The following is a 15,201-nucleotide window of genomic DNA, read 5'->3' as shown; positions in this document are numbered from 1 at the left end:
GTAAAAGGCTGTCCACAAGGACAGCCTTTTTTCTTGTCTTTTTATTTCTGCTCAAGGTTTAGAAAAAAAAAGCTGTCCCTTTTTATAGGACAGCCCCTTTCAATAATCAAAATTCTTTTATTAATCAATCCTGACAATATCAGCACCCAAGGCATTCAATCTTTGATCGATATACTGATATCCCCTGTCTATTTGCTCAATGTTGTCAATGATTGAGGTTCCTTCGGCTGACATGGCAGCGATCAGAAGAGAAACACCTGCCCTTATATCAGGAGAGGTCATCTTAATTCCTTTCAACGGATATTTCCTGTCCAAGCCGATTACAGTAGCCCTATGTGGATCACAAAGAATAATCTGTGCCCCCATATCAATCAATTTATCTACAAAGAATAGCCTGCTTTCAAACATTTTCTGATGAACCAATACTGTACCTTTGGCCTGCGTTGCTGTTACCAAGACAATACTTAACAAGTCAGGCGTAAATCCCGGCCAAATGGCATCTGCAATTGTCAAGATGGATCCATCAATGAAAGTTTCTATTTCATAATGCTTTTGGGAAGGAATATAGATGTCATCTCCTCTGAACTCCATCTTGATGCCCATCCTTTTGAAAGTATCCGGAATGATTCCCAATCGGTGAATCTGTGCATCTTTGATCGTGATTTCTGACTGGGTCATGGCTGCCATACCGATAAATGAACCAATTTCAATCATATCGGGAAGCATGGTATGCTCTGTTCCTTTCAATTTCTTAACCCCCTCAATAGTTAGCAAATTGGATCCAATTCCTGTGATTTTGGCACCCATGCGGTTGAGCATGTCACAAAGCTGCTGTAAATATGGCTCACAGGCAGCATTGTAAATGGTGGTTTTTCCTTCGGCCATAACTGCTGCCATGACAATGTTTGCAGTGCCAGTTACTGATGCCTCATCCAGAAGCATGTAGGCTCCTTTAAGATTTTTACCATCTATGTGGTAAATTTCTTTCTTGCTGTCATAATGGAATTCTGCCCCAAGTTTCTGAAATCCGAAAAAATGGGTATCCATTCTTCTTCTTCCGATTTTATCCCCTCCGGGTTTGGAAAGCCTGCCATGTCCAAATCTTGCCAATAACGGGCCAAGAATCATAACAGAACCCCTCAATGAAGATGCTTTTTTCAAAAAATCATCTGTTTCTAGGTATTTGAGGTCCACATTGTCGGCCTGAAAGGTATAGGATTCCTGTCCGGTTTTCTGCACCTTCACTCCCATGTCGGTCAGGAGCTCGATCAGCTTGTTGACATCTCGGATATTGGGAATTTTATGGATAGTGACTTTTTCTGAAGTCAATAAAACCGCACAAAGAATCTGTAAGGCTTCATTTTTGGCTCCCTGAGGAATGATTTCTCCTTTGAGCTTTAAGCCTCCTTTTACTCTGAATGATGACATTTATCTACGTTTTTTGGAATGACCGCCGTTTCTTCTTCTGTCCCCGCCATTGAATTTTTTCCTGGTTACAGTTGAACTGCTTTCTGATTCTGAAGGTAATTTGAAATCTCTTCTGGTATTGGTTTCAAAAAGCCCCATTTCCCTCACTTTTTCCAGGTCGATGTGGAGCTTCCCCTTGGAAAGGGTCTTGATATCGTCTATGATGATGGCATCATCAAAATTGTCCCTGTTCCAAGTAGAATGGAAACTTCTCATCAACTGTCCAATATAAATGATGGCAGCTTCCTGCTCTTCATCGTCCTCAATTTCAACAGCTTTTTCTATGAGTTTTTCAATGTTCCTTCCGTAGTGTTTGAATTTCACCTCTCCCTTTGGATAGCCCACGATCTTTGGTTTCTTAAAAAGTAAATCTTCCTCTGGCTTTGGGTAAGGGCCATCTACATCTAGCGCAAATCCAGACATGATGTGTATGTCATCCCATATTTTCTGGTCGTTTTCAGACTTCATTTGGGGATTAAGCTGCTTGACCAGTTCCACAAGAGTAAAGGCACTTTGGGTGCGCTTATCCCGGTCCTCAATACCGGCAATATGAATTGCCAGCCTTTGGATATTTTTTCCGTATTCTTTCAAAATGACGGAATGCTTGTTTGTTTCTGTATTTTCCATAAGGTGATGCATTAAGCGGATATTCCAATTATAAAAATCATTCCTGATCCGCTCTTTAATCTATGATCCGAAGCTTTGCAAAGCTAAGTAATAAAACCTTTTCTCCAAAGTTATCAAATTGTATGGTAGCTTTCTTATTTATTCCCTCAATTTCTATCTTCAAAACTTTCCCATAACCGAATTTTGGATGTTCTACCAGCATCCCTTCTTTTAGGCTATTGGTGTTGGAAGGTTTGAAATCAGGGCTAGGGCTGTGTATTTTGGCTGTGGTCATTGGCCGGACCTCCGGTTTCTTGATACCGATAAAGCCTGACCTTCCTTCACTGGATTCATTTCTAAGGGCTCCTGACAAGGCGGTGGTCATCCTTTTATTGACCCTGATGCAGGCCGGATCCACTTCTTCCAAGAACCTGCTCGGCTCACAGTTGAGCAGTCTTCCAAAACGATAACGAGTCAGGGCATAAGTTAAGTATAATTTTTCCATGGCCCGGGTAGTGGCCACGTAGAATAGCCTGCGTTCTTCTTCCAGGTCCTCTCTGCTCTGCATCATCATTTGGGAAGGGAAGAGGTCTTCTTCCATTCCCACGACAAATACCTGCTTAAATTCCAATCCCTTAGAAGAGTGGATAGTCATTAAGGTTACGGCATCTGTGGTGTCTTTATCCCTGTCATTGTCTGTCAGTAGGGCTATTTCCTGCAGGAAGGCCCCAAGACTTTTGTCTTCATTCTCCGGATTGTCCACATATTCTTTGATGGCATTGAGCAATTCCTGCACGTTTTCATAGCGGTTGAGACCTTCTATGGTCTTATCTTCATACAATTCCCTGAGCAAACCGGATTGTTTGGCAATGGAATTAGCTGCTTCATAGGCATCTTTTCGCTCCATTTCTATGCCAAAGCTTTTGATCATAGTAGCAAAATCATCCACTGCATTGGCTGCCCTCCCTCCCAAGAAGCTATTGGCATTAATGATCACTTCCCACAAGGGTATATCATGCTCATAAGCCGCCACCAGGATTTTTTCTACCGTACTGTCCCCAATCCCTCTTTTTGGGTAGTTGATAATTCTCTTGAATGCTTCTTCGTCCTCTTTATTGACCACAAAGCGCATATAGGCCATCAGGTCTTTGATTTCTTTCCTTTGATAAAATGAAAGGCCTCCTACAATTTTGTAGGTAATGTTCATCTTCCTTAAGGCTTCTTCTATTGCCCTGGACTGGGAGTTGGTCCGGTAGAGGACAGCAAAATCACTGTTGTCGAGCTTCTTGTTGTTTTTTTCTTCGAAGATGGTGGTGGCGACCAATCTGCCCTCTTCATTGTCTGAACTTGCCTTGATGAGTTCGATCGGTTCTCCGTGATGGTTCTGTGTCCAGACTTCTTTTTTGAGCTGGGCCTTGTTTTTGGCGATGATGCTATTGGCAGCCTGTACGATGTTTTTGGTGGAGCGGTAATTCTGTTCCAGTTTGACAACAAACAAATCCGGGTAATCCTTTTCAAAATTGAGGATATTCTGGATGTCTGCTCCACGGAAGGCATAGATACTCTGGGCATCATCTCCCACCACACAGATGTTTTGGTGTACAGCTGCCAGTTTTTTGGTAATCAGGTACTGGGAGACGTTGGTGTCTTGAAACTCGTCCACCATGACATATTTGAAACGCTGCTGGTACTTGTTCAGCACATCCAAATGGTCCCGGAAGAGTACATTCGTATTGAAAAGCAGGTCGTCAAAGTCCATAGCGCCTGCCTTGAAAAGCCTCTTTTGGTAGTTCCTGTAAATTTCTCCCATCCGTGGCTTCATGGCAGCCTCATCATCGGCTTTGATGAAAGGGTCATTGATGTAGTTTTCCCAGGAAATCAGGCGGTTTTTCGCTCCTGAAATTCTGGATAGGACAGTGCTTGGCTTGTACACTTTGTCGTCCAGCTTCATTTCCTTGATAATGGTCCGGATCAGGGACTTGCTGTCATCGGTATCATAGATGGAAAAATTGGAAGGATACCCGATTTTATCCGCTTCAACTCTTAAAATTTTGGCAAATATGGAGTGGAAAGTACCCATCCAGGTATTGCGTGCTTCCAGACCGATAAGCTTTTCTATCCTATGCTTCATTTCACTGGCAGCCTTATTGGTAAAGGTCAGTGAAAGGATGTTGAAAGGATCTACTCCCTTAGCATGTATCAAATGGGCAATTCTGTAAGTCAGAACCCTTGTTTTGCCTGAGCCGGCACCTGCGATGATCATAACAGGGCCTTCAGTATGTTCAACAGCTTCTCTTTGGGGGGGATTGAGTCCTTTTAAGTAATCCATGCTTCTTTTTTCCAACAGGTTTCAAATTTAAGGATTTTGGAATGGAAGCGATAAGTTGTACGATTAAAATTAGAAGAGGAGTTTTGGTATTAGCAAAAAGTGGTCAAACAGTAATCAGATTTTGAATTAAGGATTAGTTAGTTTAATTTATCAAATGTTCTTTATTTCAGCAATTGGTATTCAATCATGCCCTATTTTACCCTCATTATGAAAAAATCAAGATTTATAGTATTATTGGTGGCATTAGGCTGCAATATACCTCATGAAGACTCAAGACTTGTTTTCACGGAAAAACAACTTCCAACTCCAATTCAACTTAAGGGAGAGAAGCTTGATTTTGGTTTGGAATTTGCGCTTAATCCAAAAGAAATCCTTTTAAAAGATCAGAATTTGATCGTAGCGGAAGGGAAAAGTCTTCAAAATGAAAAGGTTCATTTATTGGATCTTCGTGGTCAGAAATACAGAAGAAGTGTAGGAAAAGATGGCCTTGGGCCTGGAGAGATTACTATTGGATATCCACTTCTTGATAGCGGAGAACCTGATATTTTTTGGGTGTATGATACTCAGCAATTTAAATTTTCTGCCTTTTCCATAAAAGATACATCATCATTGGCCATCAGGCAGTTTAAGGGTCTGGATATCCCCCTTTATATTACTTCTGTTGACTGGGGACCTAATAACACGCTTTTGGTAAATTTGGTTGATGGTTGGGTGAAGTATTTTCAGCTGAATACAGATGGCGATACCATCCGGTATTTTGGGTCATGGGAGAACATGCTTGATGGTAGAGAATTGCCCCAAGGGGTGAAGAGAGAAGATTTACAACCTAATTTATTGGCTTCTCTTCATCAAGGAAAAATAAAGAGCAATCCTTCAAAGACCAGGTTTGTAAAGGCTGGAACCCATGTGGATTTTATTGATATCATTGATATTGAAAATGAAGAAGTTATAACGGTATATGGGCCCATTGATGAATTGCCTGAATTTAGGGTTTCTATGAATCAAGGATTCCAGATGCCGGCTTTTGATCTTTCAAAATTGACTCTCAAGTATCTGGATATCTATGCCGGGGATAAGTCATTTTTTGCATTGTATTCTGGAAAAAGCTTCCGGGAAATCAGTGAAGATTCCAATTTAAATAGGTTATTTGAGTTTGATTACGATGGCAAGGTTTTGAATCACTATCAGTTGGATTTTCCTTTGATAGGATTTACAGTGGATGAAATCAATAGGAAAATTTATGGTATTTCAACAGATATGGACCCTGGAATCGTACTGTTTGATCTTAATTGAATTGATTTTTCAACTAAAACTTGCGTATAATAATAGTATTGCGAAAGCTTTCGGTTGAAAGCCAGCTTTGGCCAGAGCTTTTATCAATTCTTAATAATTACTATTATGAAAAAGTTAATTTTGATGTTGACCTTTATTGGATCGTTTGGTTTTTTCATCAATTCTGGTATAGCGCAAGAATCTGTAGATCCTGGAGACGGTAATTCAGCAGGAGGTGTTTGTTGCATGCAGACAAGAAGTTCATGCGCTCATCCAAGTGCAGGGGTTTTTGCTGACTCTGTATGGTCTTCTGGACAAAGTACCTGTTAAATACGTTTTCGGTGAAAAGGGGTTCAATCTTGGATTGGATCCCTTTATTTTAAAGTAGAAATATGAAGAATTTATTGTCAATTATTGCCTTAATTTTATTTCTAATTTCTTGCGAAGTTCGAAAAGAAATCAATGAAAACAGGTTTACCCAGAAAGACTTACCAGAAAAGAAATTACTTAAAGGTTTTAAATATGCCTATGAGGGAATATTAAATCCTAACGGCATTTTATTGAAAGATGATTATCTGGTTGTTTCAGAAAGGAACAATATTTTGGATTTAAAGTTGCACGTGATTGATGTGAGTAAAGAAGAATACCTGTATGCAAAGGGTAAAGATGGCATAGGTCCGAATGAAGTCAATTTGGTATATAGTATGGATGATGTAGGTGAGAAGAATATGATTTGGACTTACGATGTAGAGCAGAGAAAATTTTCAAAATTTGATATTTCTAATTCAGAGTTGTTGTCTGAGGACGAATTTAGGTCGCCTGAATTGGATTATTTCATTACTCATGCTACATGGACCTCTGATTCAACCTTACTGGGAGGGCTAGTGGATGGCTGGGAAAAATTTATACATATTACAAAAGAAGGTACTTTACTTAATACTTTTGGATCTTGGAGAGATAATTTAGAGTATTATGAATTGCCTCGTGGTTATAAAAAGGAAGAGTTGGATCCAAATTTGGTTAGCTCTTTATTTCAAGCCAAAATTCGAGGTAATATTTCCAATGGGGTTTACGTTTTAGCAGGGATTACCACTGATTATATTGAAATAATTGATTTAAAACAAGGTAAATCTAAATTAGTAATTGGGCCTGTTGGAAAAATGCCCGATTTCGAAATAACTTATCATCTTGGATATCAGATGCCTGCGATAAAGGGGCCTGTAAAAATACAGTATTCCGATGCTTTTGTTGGTGAAACTTCAATATTCGTCCTATATGTGGGTATGGACTTGAATAAGATTTTTACGAGCAGAATCTTTCAATTAGATTTTGATGGGAATTTTTTGAATCAGTTCGAGCTTGATTATCCCATATTGGATTTTGTTATAGATGAAAAATTAAAAATCATTTACGGGGTCACCGCTGACAAAGAGCCCAATGTTGTTACATTTAAATATAACCAATAGGAATAGATCAATATTTTTATTTTCTATATTTTCATTCCCCCTTCTTCCACTTCCAGCGATTGTGGCTCCAAAGGTATAAAGCAGGTTCTGTCCTGATGTTTTCTTCGGTCAGGCGTATAAATTTGTCTGTGATGCTGTGTTCAGGCCTTCCATTATAAGGGGGGGCGTCGAGCAGCTGATAGTTGTACACATAATGTCCCCTTTTTGGTTTGGTAACTTTAGCAAAAACCACAGGGTGTCCATATCGCTTGGCCATTTTTTCCGGTCCTTCATAAAAAGCCGTTTCCCTGTGCATGAATTCTGTCCAATACCGGATATCTCTGTTTCCAGGGCGCTGATCTGCTGCCAGTCCAATTAGCCTTACGGTATTCCTTTCTTTGAGGTAGTGGCGGGTGAAGTCTGACTTTTCTACCAGAAAACCTCCAAACCGACTTCTGATTCTCTTCATGAGATTTTCGAAAAAAGCATTGTTAACTTTTGTATAGACGGTCTCCATTCTGGAATCCACCTGGGCCTTAAAAGCCAATACCTGTCCTTCCCAGTGAAAAAAGTGTGCAGTCAGCCCCAAAACAATTTCTCCATTGTCCAACCTTTCCTTGATGATTTCGGGATGCTCAATCCTGAATCTTTGTTTTATTTCATTTTTTCCCATAGTGAAGAGCTTAAGGGTCTCAGCAAAGGAATCAGTCAGGTTCCTGAAAAACTTTTTGGCGATCTGCTTTCTTTCCTTTGGGCTTTTTTCAGGAAAGGCATATTCGAGATTTCTTAAGATGACTTTTTGTCTGTATTTCAAAACATGGTATCCAAATAGATATAGGATATCAGTAATCAAATAAAGTGCAGGTAAGGGCAAATAAGATAAGAGTCTAAATAGAAACATGCCGCGGGCTTGTTGTGATTCTTTGAAAGCTTTCAAAATAAGGGAAAAGCCCTGACTTTATTCAAAAAAATTAGTGATAAATTTAACCATTGATTACTTTTGAACTTATGTCTGAAGTGCAGCGCAAAAAATATTCCGACAAGGAGAAGAACCAAATATTTGACAGGGAATTTATGCCCCACATAGATTCCATGTACAATTTTGCCTACAGGTTGACCTTTGACGAAGATGATGCCAAGGATCTGGTGCAGGATACCTACCTGAAAGCTTACCGTTTTATCAATTCTTTTGAGCAGGGGACCAATGCAAAGGCCTGGCTATTCCGTATCCTGAAAAACTCTTTCATCAATGATTACCGTAAAAAGAGCAAGCAGCCTGCCAAAGTGGATTATCAGGATGTGGAAACTTATTACAACTCAGATGATGTTGATTATACAAGCACCACTGACCTGAGGGTGGATGCGGTTAAGGATATGTTGGGAGATGAAATCTCCAATGCGCTGAACAGTTTGGCCGTAGACTTCAGAACAGTGATCATTTTATGTGACCTGGAAGGCTTTACCTATGAGGAAATGGCCAAGATCCTGGATATTCCGATAGGAACTGTGAGATCCAGGTTGCACAGGGCTAGGAACTTATTGAAGGAAAAATTACGTTCCTATGCACAGACCATGGGTTACAATACGGATGAGGAAGAATAAATTAGGCATCACGGTTGAGCATTGGGGTATTGATCATATAGAAAGTTTTATCATAGAGTACAATGGATTATAATTTATCATCGGCTGGAGAGAAAAAGACCAACTGTGCGGAAAAGAACAAGTGTTTCCAGCTTTTGGAGAGTATCCTAGATGGGGAAAATATCCCGGAGGCAGATAGGATATTGAAAGAAAAGCTGGAAAAATGCGAGCCCTGCTACAGGCATTTTCATCTTGAAATGGCCATTAAAGAGCTGCTTAAAACCAAATGCTGTCATCAGATCACACCTCAGGATTTGTTGGAAAACATCCGTAAAAAAGTGCAGGAAATAAAATAAGCATTCATGGTCACAGGAAAAGCGATTATTTTTTCGGCTCCATCAGGATCTGGGAAAACGACAATTGTCAGGCATTTGCTTAATAAGTTTCCGGAACTTGGTTTTTCGATTTCAGCCTCTACCCGGGACAAAAGGGGCAGAACAGAACAGCATGGAAAAGATTATTATTTTTTGAGCCCCGAAGAATTCAAGAAAAAAATTGATGAAGATGCTTTCATAGAATGGGAAGAGGTCTATGAAGGCAATTTCTATGGCACCCTAAAGGAAGAAATCCAAAGGCTTTGGAATGAGGGCAAACATGTTATTTTTGATGTGGATGTGAAAGGGGGACTTAATCTAAAGAAATATTTTGGAGACCGGGCATTGGCGATTTTTGTCAAAGTGCCTTCCATGGATGTCCTCAAAGAAAGGCTCAAGGACAGAGGAACTGAATCCGAAGAAAGCCTATCCAGAAGGCTTTATAAAGCCAAATTCGAAATGAGTTTTGAGGATAAGTTTGATGTCACCATTGTCAATGACAACATGGAAAAGTCATTTGCAGAAGCTGAAAAATTAGTAGGGGAATTCCTGTCGAAATAATCCTTTAGTGCTTTGAAAATCGGTCTTTTTTTCGGATCTTTTAATCCTATTCACATCGGTCATTTGATCATCGCCAATGTGATGCAGGACAGGACTGATTTGGATGAGGTTTGGTTTGTGGTCAGTCCACAGAATCCATTTAAGAAACAAAAATCATTACTTCATGAATTTGATCGGCTAAAGATGGTAGAGCTCGCCATCGCCGATCATTTTTATTTTAGGGCTTCCGATGTGGAATTCCATATGCCAAAGCCAAGCTTTACCATTGATACACTCACTTACCTTTCTGATAAATTCCCCCAGCATCAATTCAAATTGATCATCGGAGGGGATAACCTTACCCATTTTCACAAATGGAAAAATTATGAGCAAATCCTTGAACATTATGGACTGTATGTTTATCCCCGTCCAGGTGAAAAGAAGGAATTGATCCATGACAATATTCAGTTTGTGGAAGCACCGCTGATGGATATTTCAGCAACTTTTATAAGAGAATCTATTAAAAATGGCCATTCTGTGAAATATTTGTTGCCCCAGCCCGTAGAAGAGTATATCAGGGATAAGAAATTGTTTTTGTAAGGTCCATTTCAAACTTTCTAAAAGCTTATCCAGACACTGCGTAAAGCAATCCGTTTTTGGTGATATTTACTGCAAACCTCTATAAGTGGATCTTTTTTGGTTATTCTTCAAACCGTTATCGTCTAATGCAGTAGAGGTAAATAATCTATCTATTGCTAAATTATTTATATTTCGATTATTAATAAATAAAAATAATTTTGGTAATCAGAAGGCAAGGAGTTTCGGAATTCTTTGTTTAAGCTATCGAATTGTTCGTGAATTGTTTCTCCTGAAACCCCAAAAACTATCTGATTTTGATCTGCAAAACTTTTATTCCTGACTTTTAAACCTGTGTTCATGTCATCCAAAAAAAAGGAAATCATTTGTGCTTTGGAAGAATTTAGATCTATAACCAAGGGGTAATAATGTAATGCATGAAAAACGGTGGCTATCAGTTGATTTTCCTTTCCAAAGTACAAACCTTCATGCAGTGAGTAGGTATCACTATTTGATAGCTTTTCATAGAATTGATATCCATTTTCTACATTGGCAAAAAAATCATCAGGAATTTTCCTTTTTCCAAAATTCACCTTTGAAAAAGGTTTGAAAGTAAAATCTTCAGAAGCCAAGTAAAGTGTATCGTTGAATGGAAAAGAAGTTAAAGTTTTCCCTTTTTGAATAGCAAATGGGGAATAAGCCTTGAAATAAGGATTGAAATTTTTCGGGACTACAGGAATGGAATTACTTATGGTTCCGTTAGAACCCAAAAAGAAAATCTGAAAAGGTACTTCCGGGGACAGATTATTGTTATACATCAAATATTTCTCACCGATCTTTTGAATGAACCCAGCTCTATTAGGTAGTTTTTTTAAGAAAAATGGGTTTAAATTATCGTCGAAAGCAAAAATAGATTCGCCATTGATGGCAAGGAAAAGTGAATCCCTATGGACAAAATAATTGGTAATACCATTAAGGGGAATCATTTGGTCTCCATAAAATCCCTTTTTATTCAAAAGGTCTCCATTTAAATCAAATTGCCATAGATTACCAGAATGGTTTTGATCAAAAAGATAAATATTTGATTGGGTCACTAAAATATCCGTGGGAGTATGGATGGGTTGCGAAGTTTTTAACCTTATAATTTTTGAACTTTTCCCAATTTTTGAAAAGTTCATTTCTTGGAAGTTTTCAGAAACATTAATTACTGTAATTTTATTTTGCGGAGTATTGCATGAAAAAAACAAAGAATAGGATATTAAATAGGTTAAAATTTTCTTCATTATGATTTTATCGGGTTTGGAGGTTTTTTCCATTGACCAATTTAAATTTGATATAAGCTAGAATTGTGTAACCTTGAAATAATGAACATTAGGTATTCAGCTTTTTTTAAAATTTTAAGCCCTTTTTTTAAGAGGAAGATGCGAAAATTAAGCACATTATTTAAAAAGTGTGACTTCCGTGAGGAAGTCACACATTGTGATTTAAGGACAAGGTTCTTGGTCTCCTGCACTACAAGGATCACCCCCTGAAAACCTGCATTTAACAACGATTGGTCCATCAGCTCCGCATCTTTCGTAGGTGACATAATAGCTTGTGCCTGGCAATCCTTGATCCTGAGCTAACACGGTATAAGGTGTAATGTTGCTGAAAATCAGTAGCATTAAAATAGATGATGAATAAATTAATTTTTTCGTAGTTTTTAAAATTTAGTGGTTAGTACTAATAGTGCAAGTATATTATTATTATTATTGTGCAATAGAAAAAATAAAAAATAATTTCTAAGCTAGTATATATGGTATTAATTATATTAAAGCATGTTTTTAATTAATACAAAGTTGTATTTAGATAATTAAAAAAATATGTTCTTTGTAATTTTAAATTTGCAAATGAAATCAGGAAAAATGCTTGTTTATTTTAATGGCAAAGTTGAAGAATAATTTCAGATGAGATTTCTGTACACTCATATGCTTATTCCTAAAAACTATTTAATATAGTAGAGGGTCAATTAGATATGCCCTTCCTTTCCTGAGGCGATTTCATATAACAATTCCCTGGACCGGTGAAGCTGGGCTTTGACTGTTCCCAAAGGCTTGTCCAGTTCTACCGCAATCTCTTCATAGGACAGTTCGTCAAAATACCTTAACTGTACCAGTTTACGGTATTTGGCCGGCAGCTTGTCCACGAATATCCTGACCATCTCAATCCTTTGGGATTTGATGAACTCATCCTGAGGGTTGTTCTCATCATCCTCCACATCGATATTCACCGAATTGCCACTGTCATCGCTCATAGTGCTGTTGAGACTCATGGTTTTGAGTTTCTTTTTTCGGATAAAGTCAATGGTGTTGTTGGTAGCAATACGGAACAGCCAAGTGGAGAAAGTATAGTCTTTCTTGAATTTATGGAGGTTTCTAAAGGCTTTGGCAAAGGCTTCCATAGTCAGGTCTTCGGCATCATCCGCATCCCTGATCATTTTGAGAATCATGAAATAAACCGCTTTTTTATAGCGCTTCATCAAGGTAGCAAAAGCCTGCTGATCTTTTTCGATCACGGCCTTATCGATAAGATCGAAATCCTCTAATGCTTTGTTGGAAAATCCTCTGTCGTTTACTTCCATCTAACTTTTTTTGATTGGTACCCTAACGCGCCAAGAATCCAAAAGTAACCCAAATACATCAGGTCGAAGAATCCTGTCCAAAACACTTTGGTTTTGCCTTCCAGTTTTTTTCTCGCCGAGGTAAATACTGAAGTCAACAGTATGGACCGGACAATAATTATACCTAAAAAGACCGAAAAATGTTCCCAGTTTTGTTCTAAACCTAGAAGGATTAACAAATAAATTCCAGTAACCCAAAAAACAAGGTGTGTGAAACTGTAAATCCCTATCTTTAATTTATCTCCCGCTTGGTAATATTTGCCCGCATGGAAATGTCTTTTTTTCTGGATAAAATAGGATTTCCAGCTGGTTTTTGGCGTGGAAAGGGTGATGCTTTCAGGGCTGATTACTACCGCGGTGTTTTTACCGTTGGCATATTGGTTGACAAATAAGTCATCATCCCCGCCGTTGATCTGCCATAGCCCTTTGAAGGCCTTTTTCTCCATGAAAAAACTTCTTCGGTAACACAGGTTCCTTCCTACTCCCATGAAAGGTGATTTCCAGATGGCAAAAGCCAAAAATTGGAGTCCTGTCCAGAGGGTTTCGAACTGAATCCACTGGTTAAGTAGCCCTTTGCCATAATTGTACTGTGAAAAACCCAAGGAGAATGTTTTTCCTTCATTTCTAACCGGAGCTGTCATCAATTCTATCCATTTGTTGCTTTTTGGGATGCAGTCTGCGTCTGTTAGCAACAGGACGTCATTTTTTGCCACTTTTATACCCAAGGTCAGGGCATATTTTTTGGCAGTGACATGGTCTGGGGTATATTCTACGGTTACGGTTCTCAATTTGGGATACTGGGACATCATTTCCTCCAGCAAGCCGCGGGTACCATCCCATGAGCGGTCATTGATGACCATGACATCAAAGTTGGGGTAATCCTGTTCACAGACAGCCGGGATCAATTTTTTTAAATTCTCCTTCTCATTGTGGGCGGCGACGATGACCGTTACCCCTTCCGGATTGGAAAGGGGATCTTTGATTTTCTTTTTGTAAAAGAAAGACATACGACCAAAAATGATCAATATGTAAAAAATCTGCACGCCAACCGCAATCAAAAATATTACCGATACAATGTTTGTAAGCATTCCCATACCTTTAGCGGGGCAAATATAAAATCAAATTGAGCATGGATTAAGAATAAGCTTATATTTTTGTGTCCTCAATCAGGTATCAATCTTTAAGGAGCTGGGAAAAGGACTTAATGATCAATTTATTAGGATGAAATTTAAATTAGAGCATACAGACAGTAAGAGTAAAGCCAGGGCAGGGATGATCAAAACCGATCATGGGGATATCCAAACTCCTATTTTTATGCCTGTGGGAACTGCAGGTTCGGTCAAGGCCGTCCATCAGCGAGAGTTGATGTATGATGTCAAAGCCCAGATCATTTTAGGAAATACCTACCATTTGTATCTGAGGCCTGGTTTGGATATTCTGGAAAAAGCCGGGGGGTTACATAAATTCAATGGATGGTCCAAGCCTATTCTTACAGACAGTGGGGGGTATCAGGTTTTTTCCCTGGCCGAAAACCGTAAACTGACCGAAGAAGGGGCGGTGTTCAAGTCCCATATTGATGGTTCCAAACATTTGTTCAGTCCAGAGCGGGTCATGGACATTCAGCGCATCATCGGCGCGGACATTATCATGGCCTTTGATGAGTGCCCTCCTTATCCCTGTGATTTTGCTTATGCCAGAAAATCCATGGAGCTCACCCATCGATGGTTGAAGCGCTGCATCGACAGATTTGACAGTACAGAAGGAAAGTATGGGTATAGCCAGACGCTTTTCCCTATTGTACAGGGATCTGTATTCCCTGAACTCAGAAAACAATCCGCCGAGTTTATCGCTTCCTGTGAACGGGAGGGAAATGCCATTGGCGGCTTATCAGTAGGGGAGCCGGTAGAGGAAATGTATGCCATGACCGATATGGTGACCGATATCCTGCCCAAAGACAAGCCAAGGTATCTTATGGGCGTGGGAACTCCTGCCAATATTTTGGAGGGAATAGCATTGGGTGTGGATATGTTTGACTGTGTAATGCCTACCCGTAATGCCAGGAACGGGATGTTATTTACCTCGGAAGGCATCATCAACATCCGTAATGAGAAGTGGAAAGATGACTTCAGTCCCATCGATCCCCACATCAATTCTTATGTGAGTTCATTTTATTCCAAGGCCTATTTGCGCCACCTGACCATAGCCAAAGAAATTTTGGCCGCACAGATTGCCAGTATTCATAATTTAAGCTTTTATTTATGGTTGGTTGGCCAGGCCAGGGAACATATCATTGCCGGTGATTTTGCCGTATGGAAAAACCAGATGGTAGAAAAAGTGAGCAGAAGACTGTAA

At 39.3% G+C, this 15,201-nt stretch carries 15 protein-coding genes; 8 read left to right on the top strand and 7 right to left on the bottom strand.

What is annotated here, in order from left to right:
* Positions 1–120: 120 nt before the first annotated feature.
* From murA to BC751_RS01390, 3 genes are read right to left on the bottom strand one after another with little or no spacing between them, the layout of a single operon-like run.
* A complete protein-coding gene (gene murA / locus BC751_RS01400; protein ID WP_130273986.1) occupies positions 121–1,428 on the bottom strand; it encodes a UDP-N-acetylglucosamine 1-carboxyvinyltransferase in 1,308 nt (435 codons plus the stop codon).
* Positions 1,429–2,094 (bottom strand): DUF4290 domain-containing protein, encoded by a 666-nt coding sequence (locus tag BC751_RS01395; RefSeq protein ID WP_130273985.1) that lies wholly within the window; start codon positions 2,092–2,094, stop codon positions 1,429–1,431.
* A 55-nt stretch (positions 2,095–2,149) separates the two neighbouring features.
* Positions 2,150–4,402: an ATP-dependent helicase gene (locus tag BC751_RS01390; RefSeq protein ID WP_130273984.1), complete on the bottom strand. Its 2,253-nt coding sequence runs from the start codon at positions 4,400–4,402 to the stop codon at positions 2,150–2,152.
* A 207-nt stretch (positions 4,403–4,609) separates the two neighbouring features.
* Between BC751_RS01390 and BC751_RS01385 the strand changes: the two genes are divergently transcribed.
* From BC751_RS01385 to BC751_RS01375, 3 genes are all read left to right on the top strand, one after another.
* Complete coding sequence (locus BC751_RS01385; RefSeq protein WP_165389778.1) at positions 4,610–5,695, top strand: BF3164 family lipoprotein; 1,086 nt, start codon at positions 4,610–4,612, stop codon at positions 5,693–5,695.
* Between the two features lie 105 nt (positions 5,696–5,800).
* Positions 5,801–6,004: a hypothetical protein gene (locus BC751_RS01380; RefSeq protein ID WP_130273982.1), complete on the top strand. Its 204-nt coding sequence runs from the start codon at positions 5,801–5,803 to the stop codon at positions 6,002–6,004.
* A gap of 62 nt (positions 6,005–6,066) precedes the next feature.
* Positions 6,067–7,140, top strand: a complete 1,074-nt coding sequence (locus BC751_RS01375; protein ID WP_130273981.1) for a BF3164 family lipoprotein — start codon at positions 6,067–6,069, stop codon at positions 7,138–7,140.
* Positions 7,141–7,171: 31 nt separating this feature from the next.
* Here BC751_RS01375 and BC751_RS01370 read toward each other — a convergent pair whose 3' ends face one another.
* The gene (locus BC751_RS01370) at positions 7,172–8,020 is read right to left on the bottom strand and encodes a lysophospholipid acyltransferase family protein (protein ID WP_130273980.1); all 849 of its coding nucleotides are present in this window, start codon (positions 8,018–8,020) and stop codon (positions 7,172–7,174) included.
* Between the two features lie 107 nt (positions 8,021–8,127).
* Here BC751_RS01370 and BC751_RS01365 point away from each other — a divergent pair, with 107 nt between their 5' ends.
* The 4 genes from BC751_RS01365 (at position 8,128) to nadD (ending at position 10,214) form a co-directional block, all read left to right on the top strand.
* A complete protein-coding gene (locus BC751_RS01365; protein WP_106566751.1) occupies positions 8,128–8,721 on the top strand; it encodes a sigma-70 family RNA polymerase sigma factor in 594 nt (197 codons plus the stop codon).
* A 62-nt stretch (positions 8,722–8,783) separates the two neighbouring features.
* Entirely contained in the window at positions 8,784–9,056 is a 273-nt protein-coding gene (locus tag BC751_RS01360; protein ID WP_130273979.1) for an anti-sigma factor, read from the top strand.
* A 6-nt stretch (positions 9,057–9,062) separates the two neighbouring features.
* Complete coding sequence (gene gmk / locus BC751_RS01355) at positions 9,063–9,635, top strand: guanylate kinase (protein ID WP_130273978.1); 573 nt, start codon at positions 9,063–9,065, stop codon at positions 9,633–9,635.
* A 12-nt stretch (positions 9,636–9,647) separates the two neighbouring features.
* The gene (gene nadD, locus BC751_RS01350; protein ID WP_130273977.1) at positions 9,648–10,214 is read left to right on the top strand and encodes a nicotinate (nicotinamide) nucleotide adenylyltransferase; all 567 of its coding nucleotides are present in this window, start codon (positions 9,648–9,650) and stop codon (positions 10,212–10,214) included.
* Positions 10,215–10,378: 164 nt separating this feature from the next.
* Here nadD and BC751_RS01345 read toward each other — a convergent pair whose 3' ends face one another.
* The 3 genes from BC751_RS01345 to BC751_RS01335 all read right to left on the bottom strand — a co-directional run bounded on the left by BC751_RS01345 (position 10,379) and on the right by BC751_RS01335 (position 13,937).
* Complete coding sequence (locus BC751_RS01345; RefSeq protein ID WP_207226824.1) at positions 10,379–11,206, bottom strand: hypothetical protein; 828 nt, start codon at positions 11,204–11,206, stop codon at positions 10,379–10,381.
* Positions 11,207–12,198: 992 nt separating this feature from the next.
* A complete protein-coding gene (locus BC751_RS01340; protein ID WP_106566744.1) occupies positions 12,199–12,810 on the bottom strand; it encodes an RNA polymerase sigma factor in 612 nt (203 codons plus the stop codon).
* On the bottom strand, positions 12,801–13,937 hold the full coding sequence (locus BC751_RS01335) for a glycosyltransferase (protein ID WP_130273975.1): 1,137 nt from the start codon (positions 13,935–13,937) through the stop codon (positions 12,801–12,803). Before BC751_RS01335 ends, BC751_RS01340 begins: the two co-directional genes overlap by 10 nt.
* 133 nt (positions 13,938–14,070) lie before the next feature.
* On the opposite strand from BC751_RS01335, the gene tgt reads away from it, so the two are divergent.
* Entirely contained in the window at positions 14,071–15,201 is a 1,131-nt protein-coding gene (gene tgt, locus BC751_RS01330) for a tRNA guanosine(34) transglycosylase Tgt (protein WP_130273974.1), read from the top strand.

This window comes from Cecembia calidifontis, assembly GCF_004216715.1.
GTDB classification, from domain to species: Bacteria; Bacteroidota; Bacteroidia; order Cytophagales; family Cyclobacteriaceae; genus Cecembia_A; species Cecembia_A calidifontis.
The sequence above is the reverse complement of the archived record's forward strand: the minus strand, read 5'-3'. Positions and strand labels throughout refer to the sequence as shown.

Coding starts and splice junctions, on each gene's coding strand:
- BC751_RS01335 (WP_130273975.1), bottom strand. CDS start 13,937: ATGCTTACAAACATTGTATCGGTAATATTTTTGATTGCGGTTGGCGTG.
- BC751_RS01385 (WP_165389778.1), top strand. CDS start 4,610: ATGAAAAAATCAAGATTTATAGTATTATTGGTGGCATTAGGCTGCAAT.
- tgt (WP_130273974.1), top strand. CDS start 14,071: ATGAAATTTAAATTAGAGCATACAGACAGTAAGAGTAAAGCCAGGGCA.
- BC751_RS01395 (WP_130273985.1), bottom strand. CDS start 2,094: ATGGAAAATACAGAAACAAACAAGCATTCCGTCATTTTGAAAGAATAC.
- BC751_RS01370 (WP_130273980.1), bottom strand. CDS start 8,020: ATGTTTCTATTTAGACTCTTATCTTATTTGCCCTTACCTGCACTTTAT.
- BC751_RS01360 (WP_130273979.1), top strand. CDS start 8,784: ATGGATTATAATTTATCATCGGCTGGAGAGAAAAAGACCAACTGTGCG.
- BC751_RS01375 (WP_130273981.1), top strand. CDS start 6,067: ATGAAGAATTTATTGTCAATTATTGCCTTAATTTTATTTCTAATTTCT.
- BC751_RS01365 (WP_106566751.1), top strand. CDS start 8,128: ATGTCTGAAGTGCAGCGCAAAAAATATTCCGACAAGGAGAAGAACCAA.
- gmk (WP_130273978.1), top strand. CDS start 9,063: ATGGTCACAGGAAAAGCGATTATTTTTTCGGCTCCATCAGGATCTGGG.
- BC751_RS01390 (WP_130273984.1), bottom strand. CDS start 4,402: ATGGATTACTTAAAAGGACTCAATCCCCCCCAAAGAGAAGCTGTTGAA.
- BC751_RS01340 (WP_106566744.1), bottom strand. CDS start 12,810: ATGGAAGTAAACGACAGAGGATTTTCCAACAAAGCATTAGAGGATTTC.
- BC751_RS01380 (WP_130273982.1), top strand. CDS start 5,801: ATGAAAAAGTTAATTTTGATGTTGACCTTTATTGGATCGTTTGGTTTT.
- murA (WP_130273986.1), bottom strand. CDS start 1,428: ATGTCATCATTCAGAGTAAAAGGAGGCTTAAAGCTCAAAGGAGAAATC.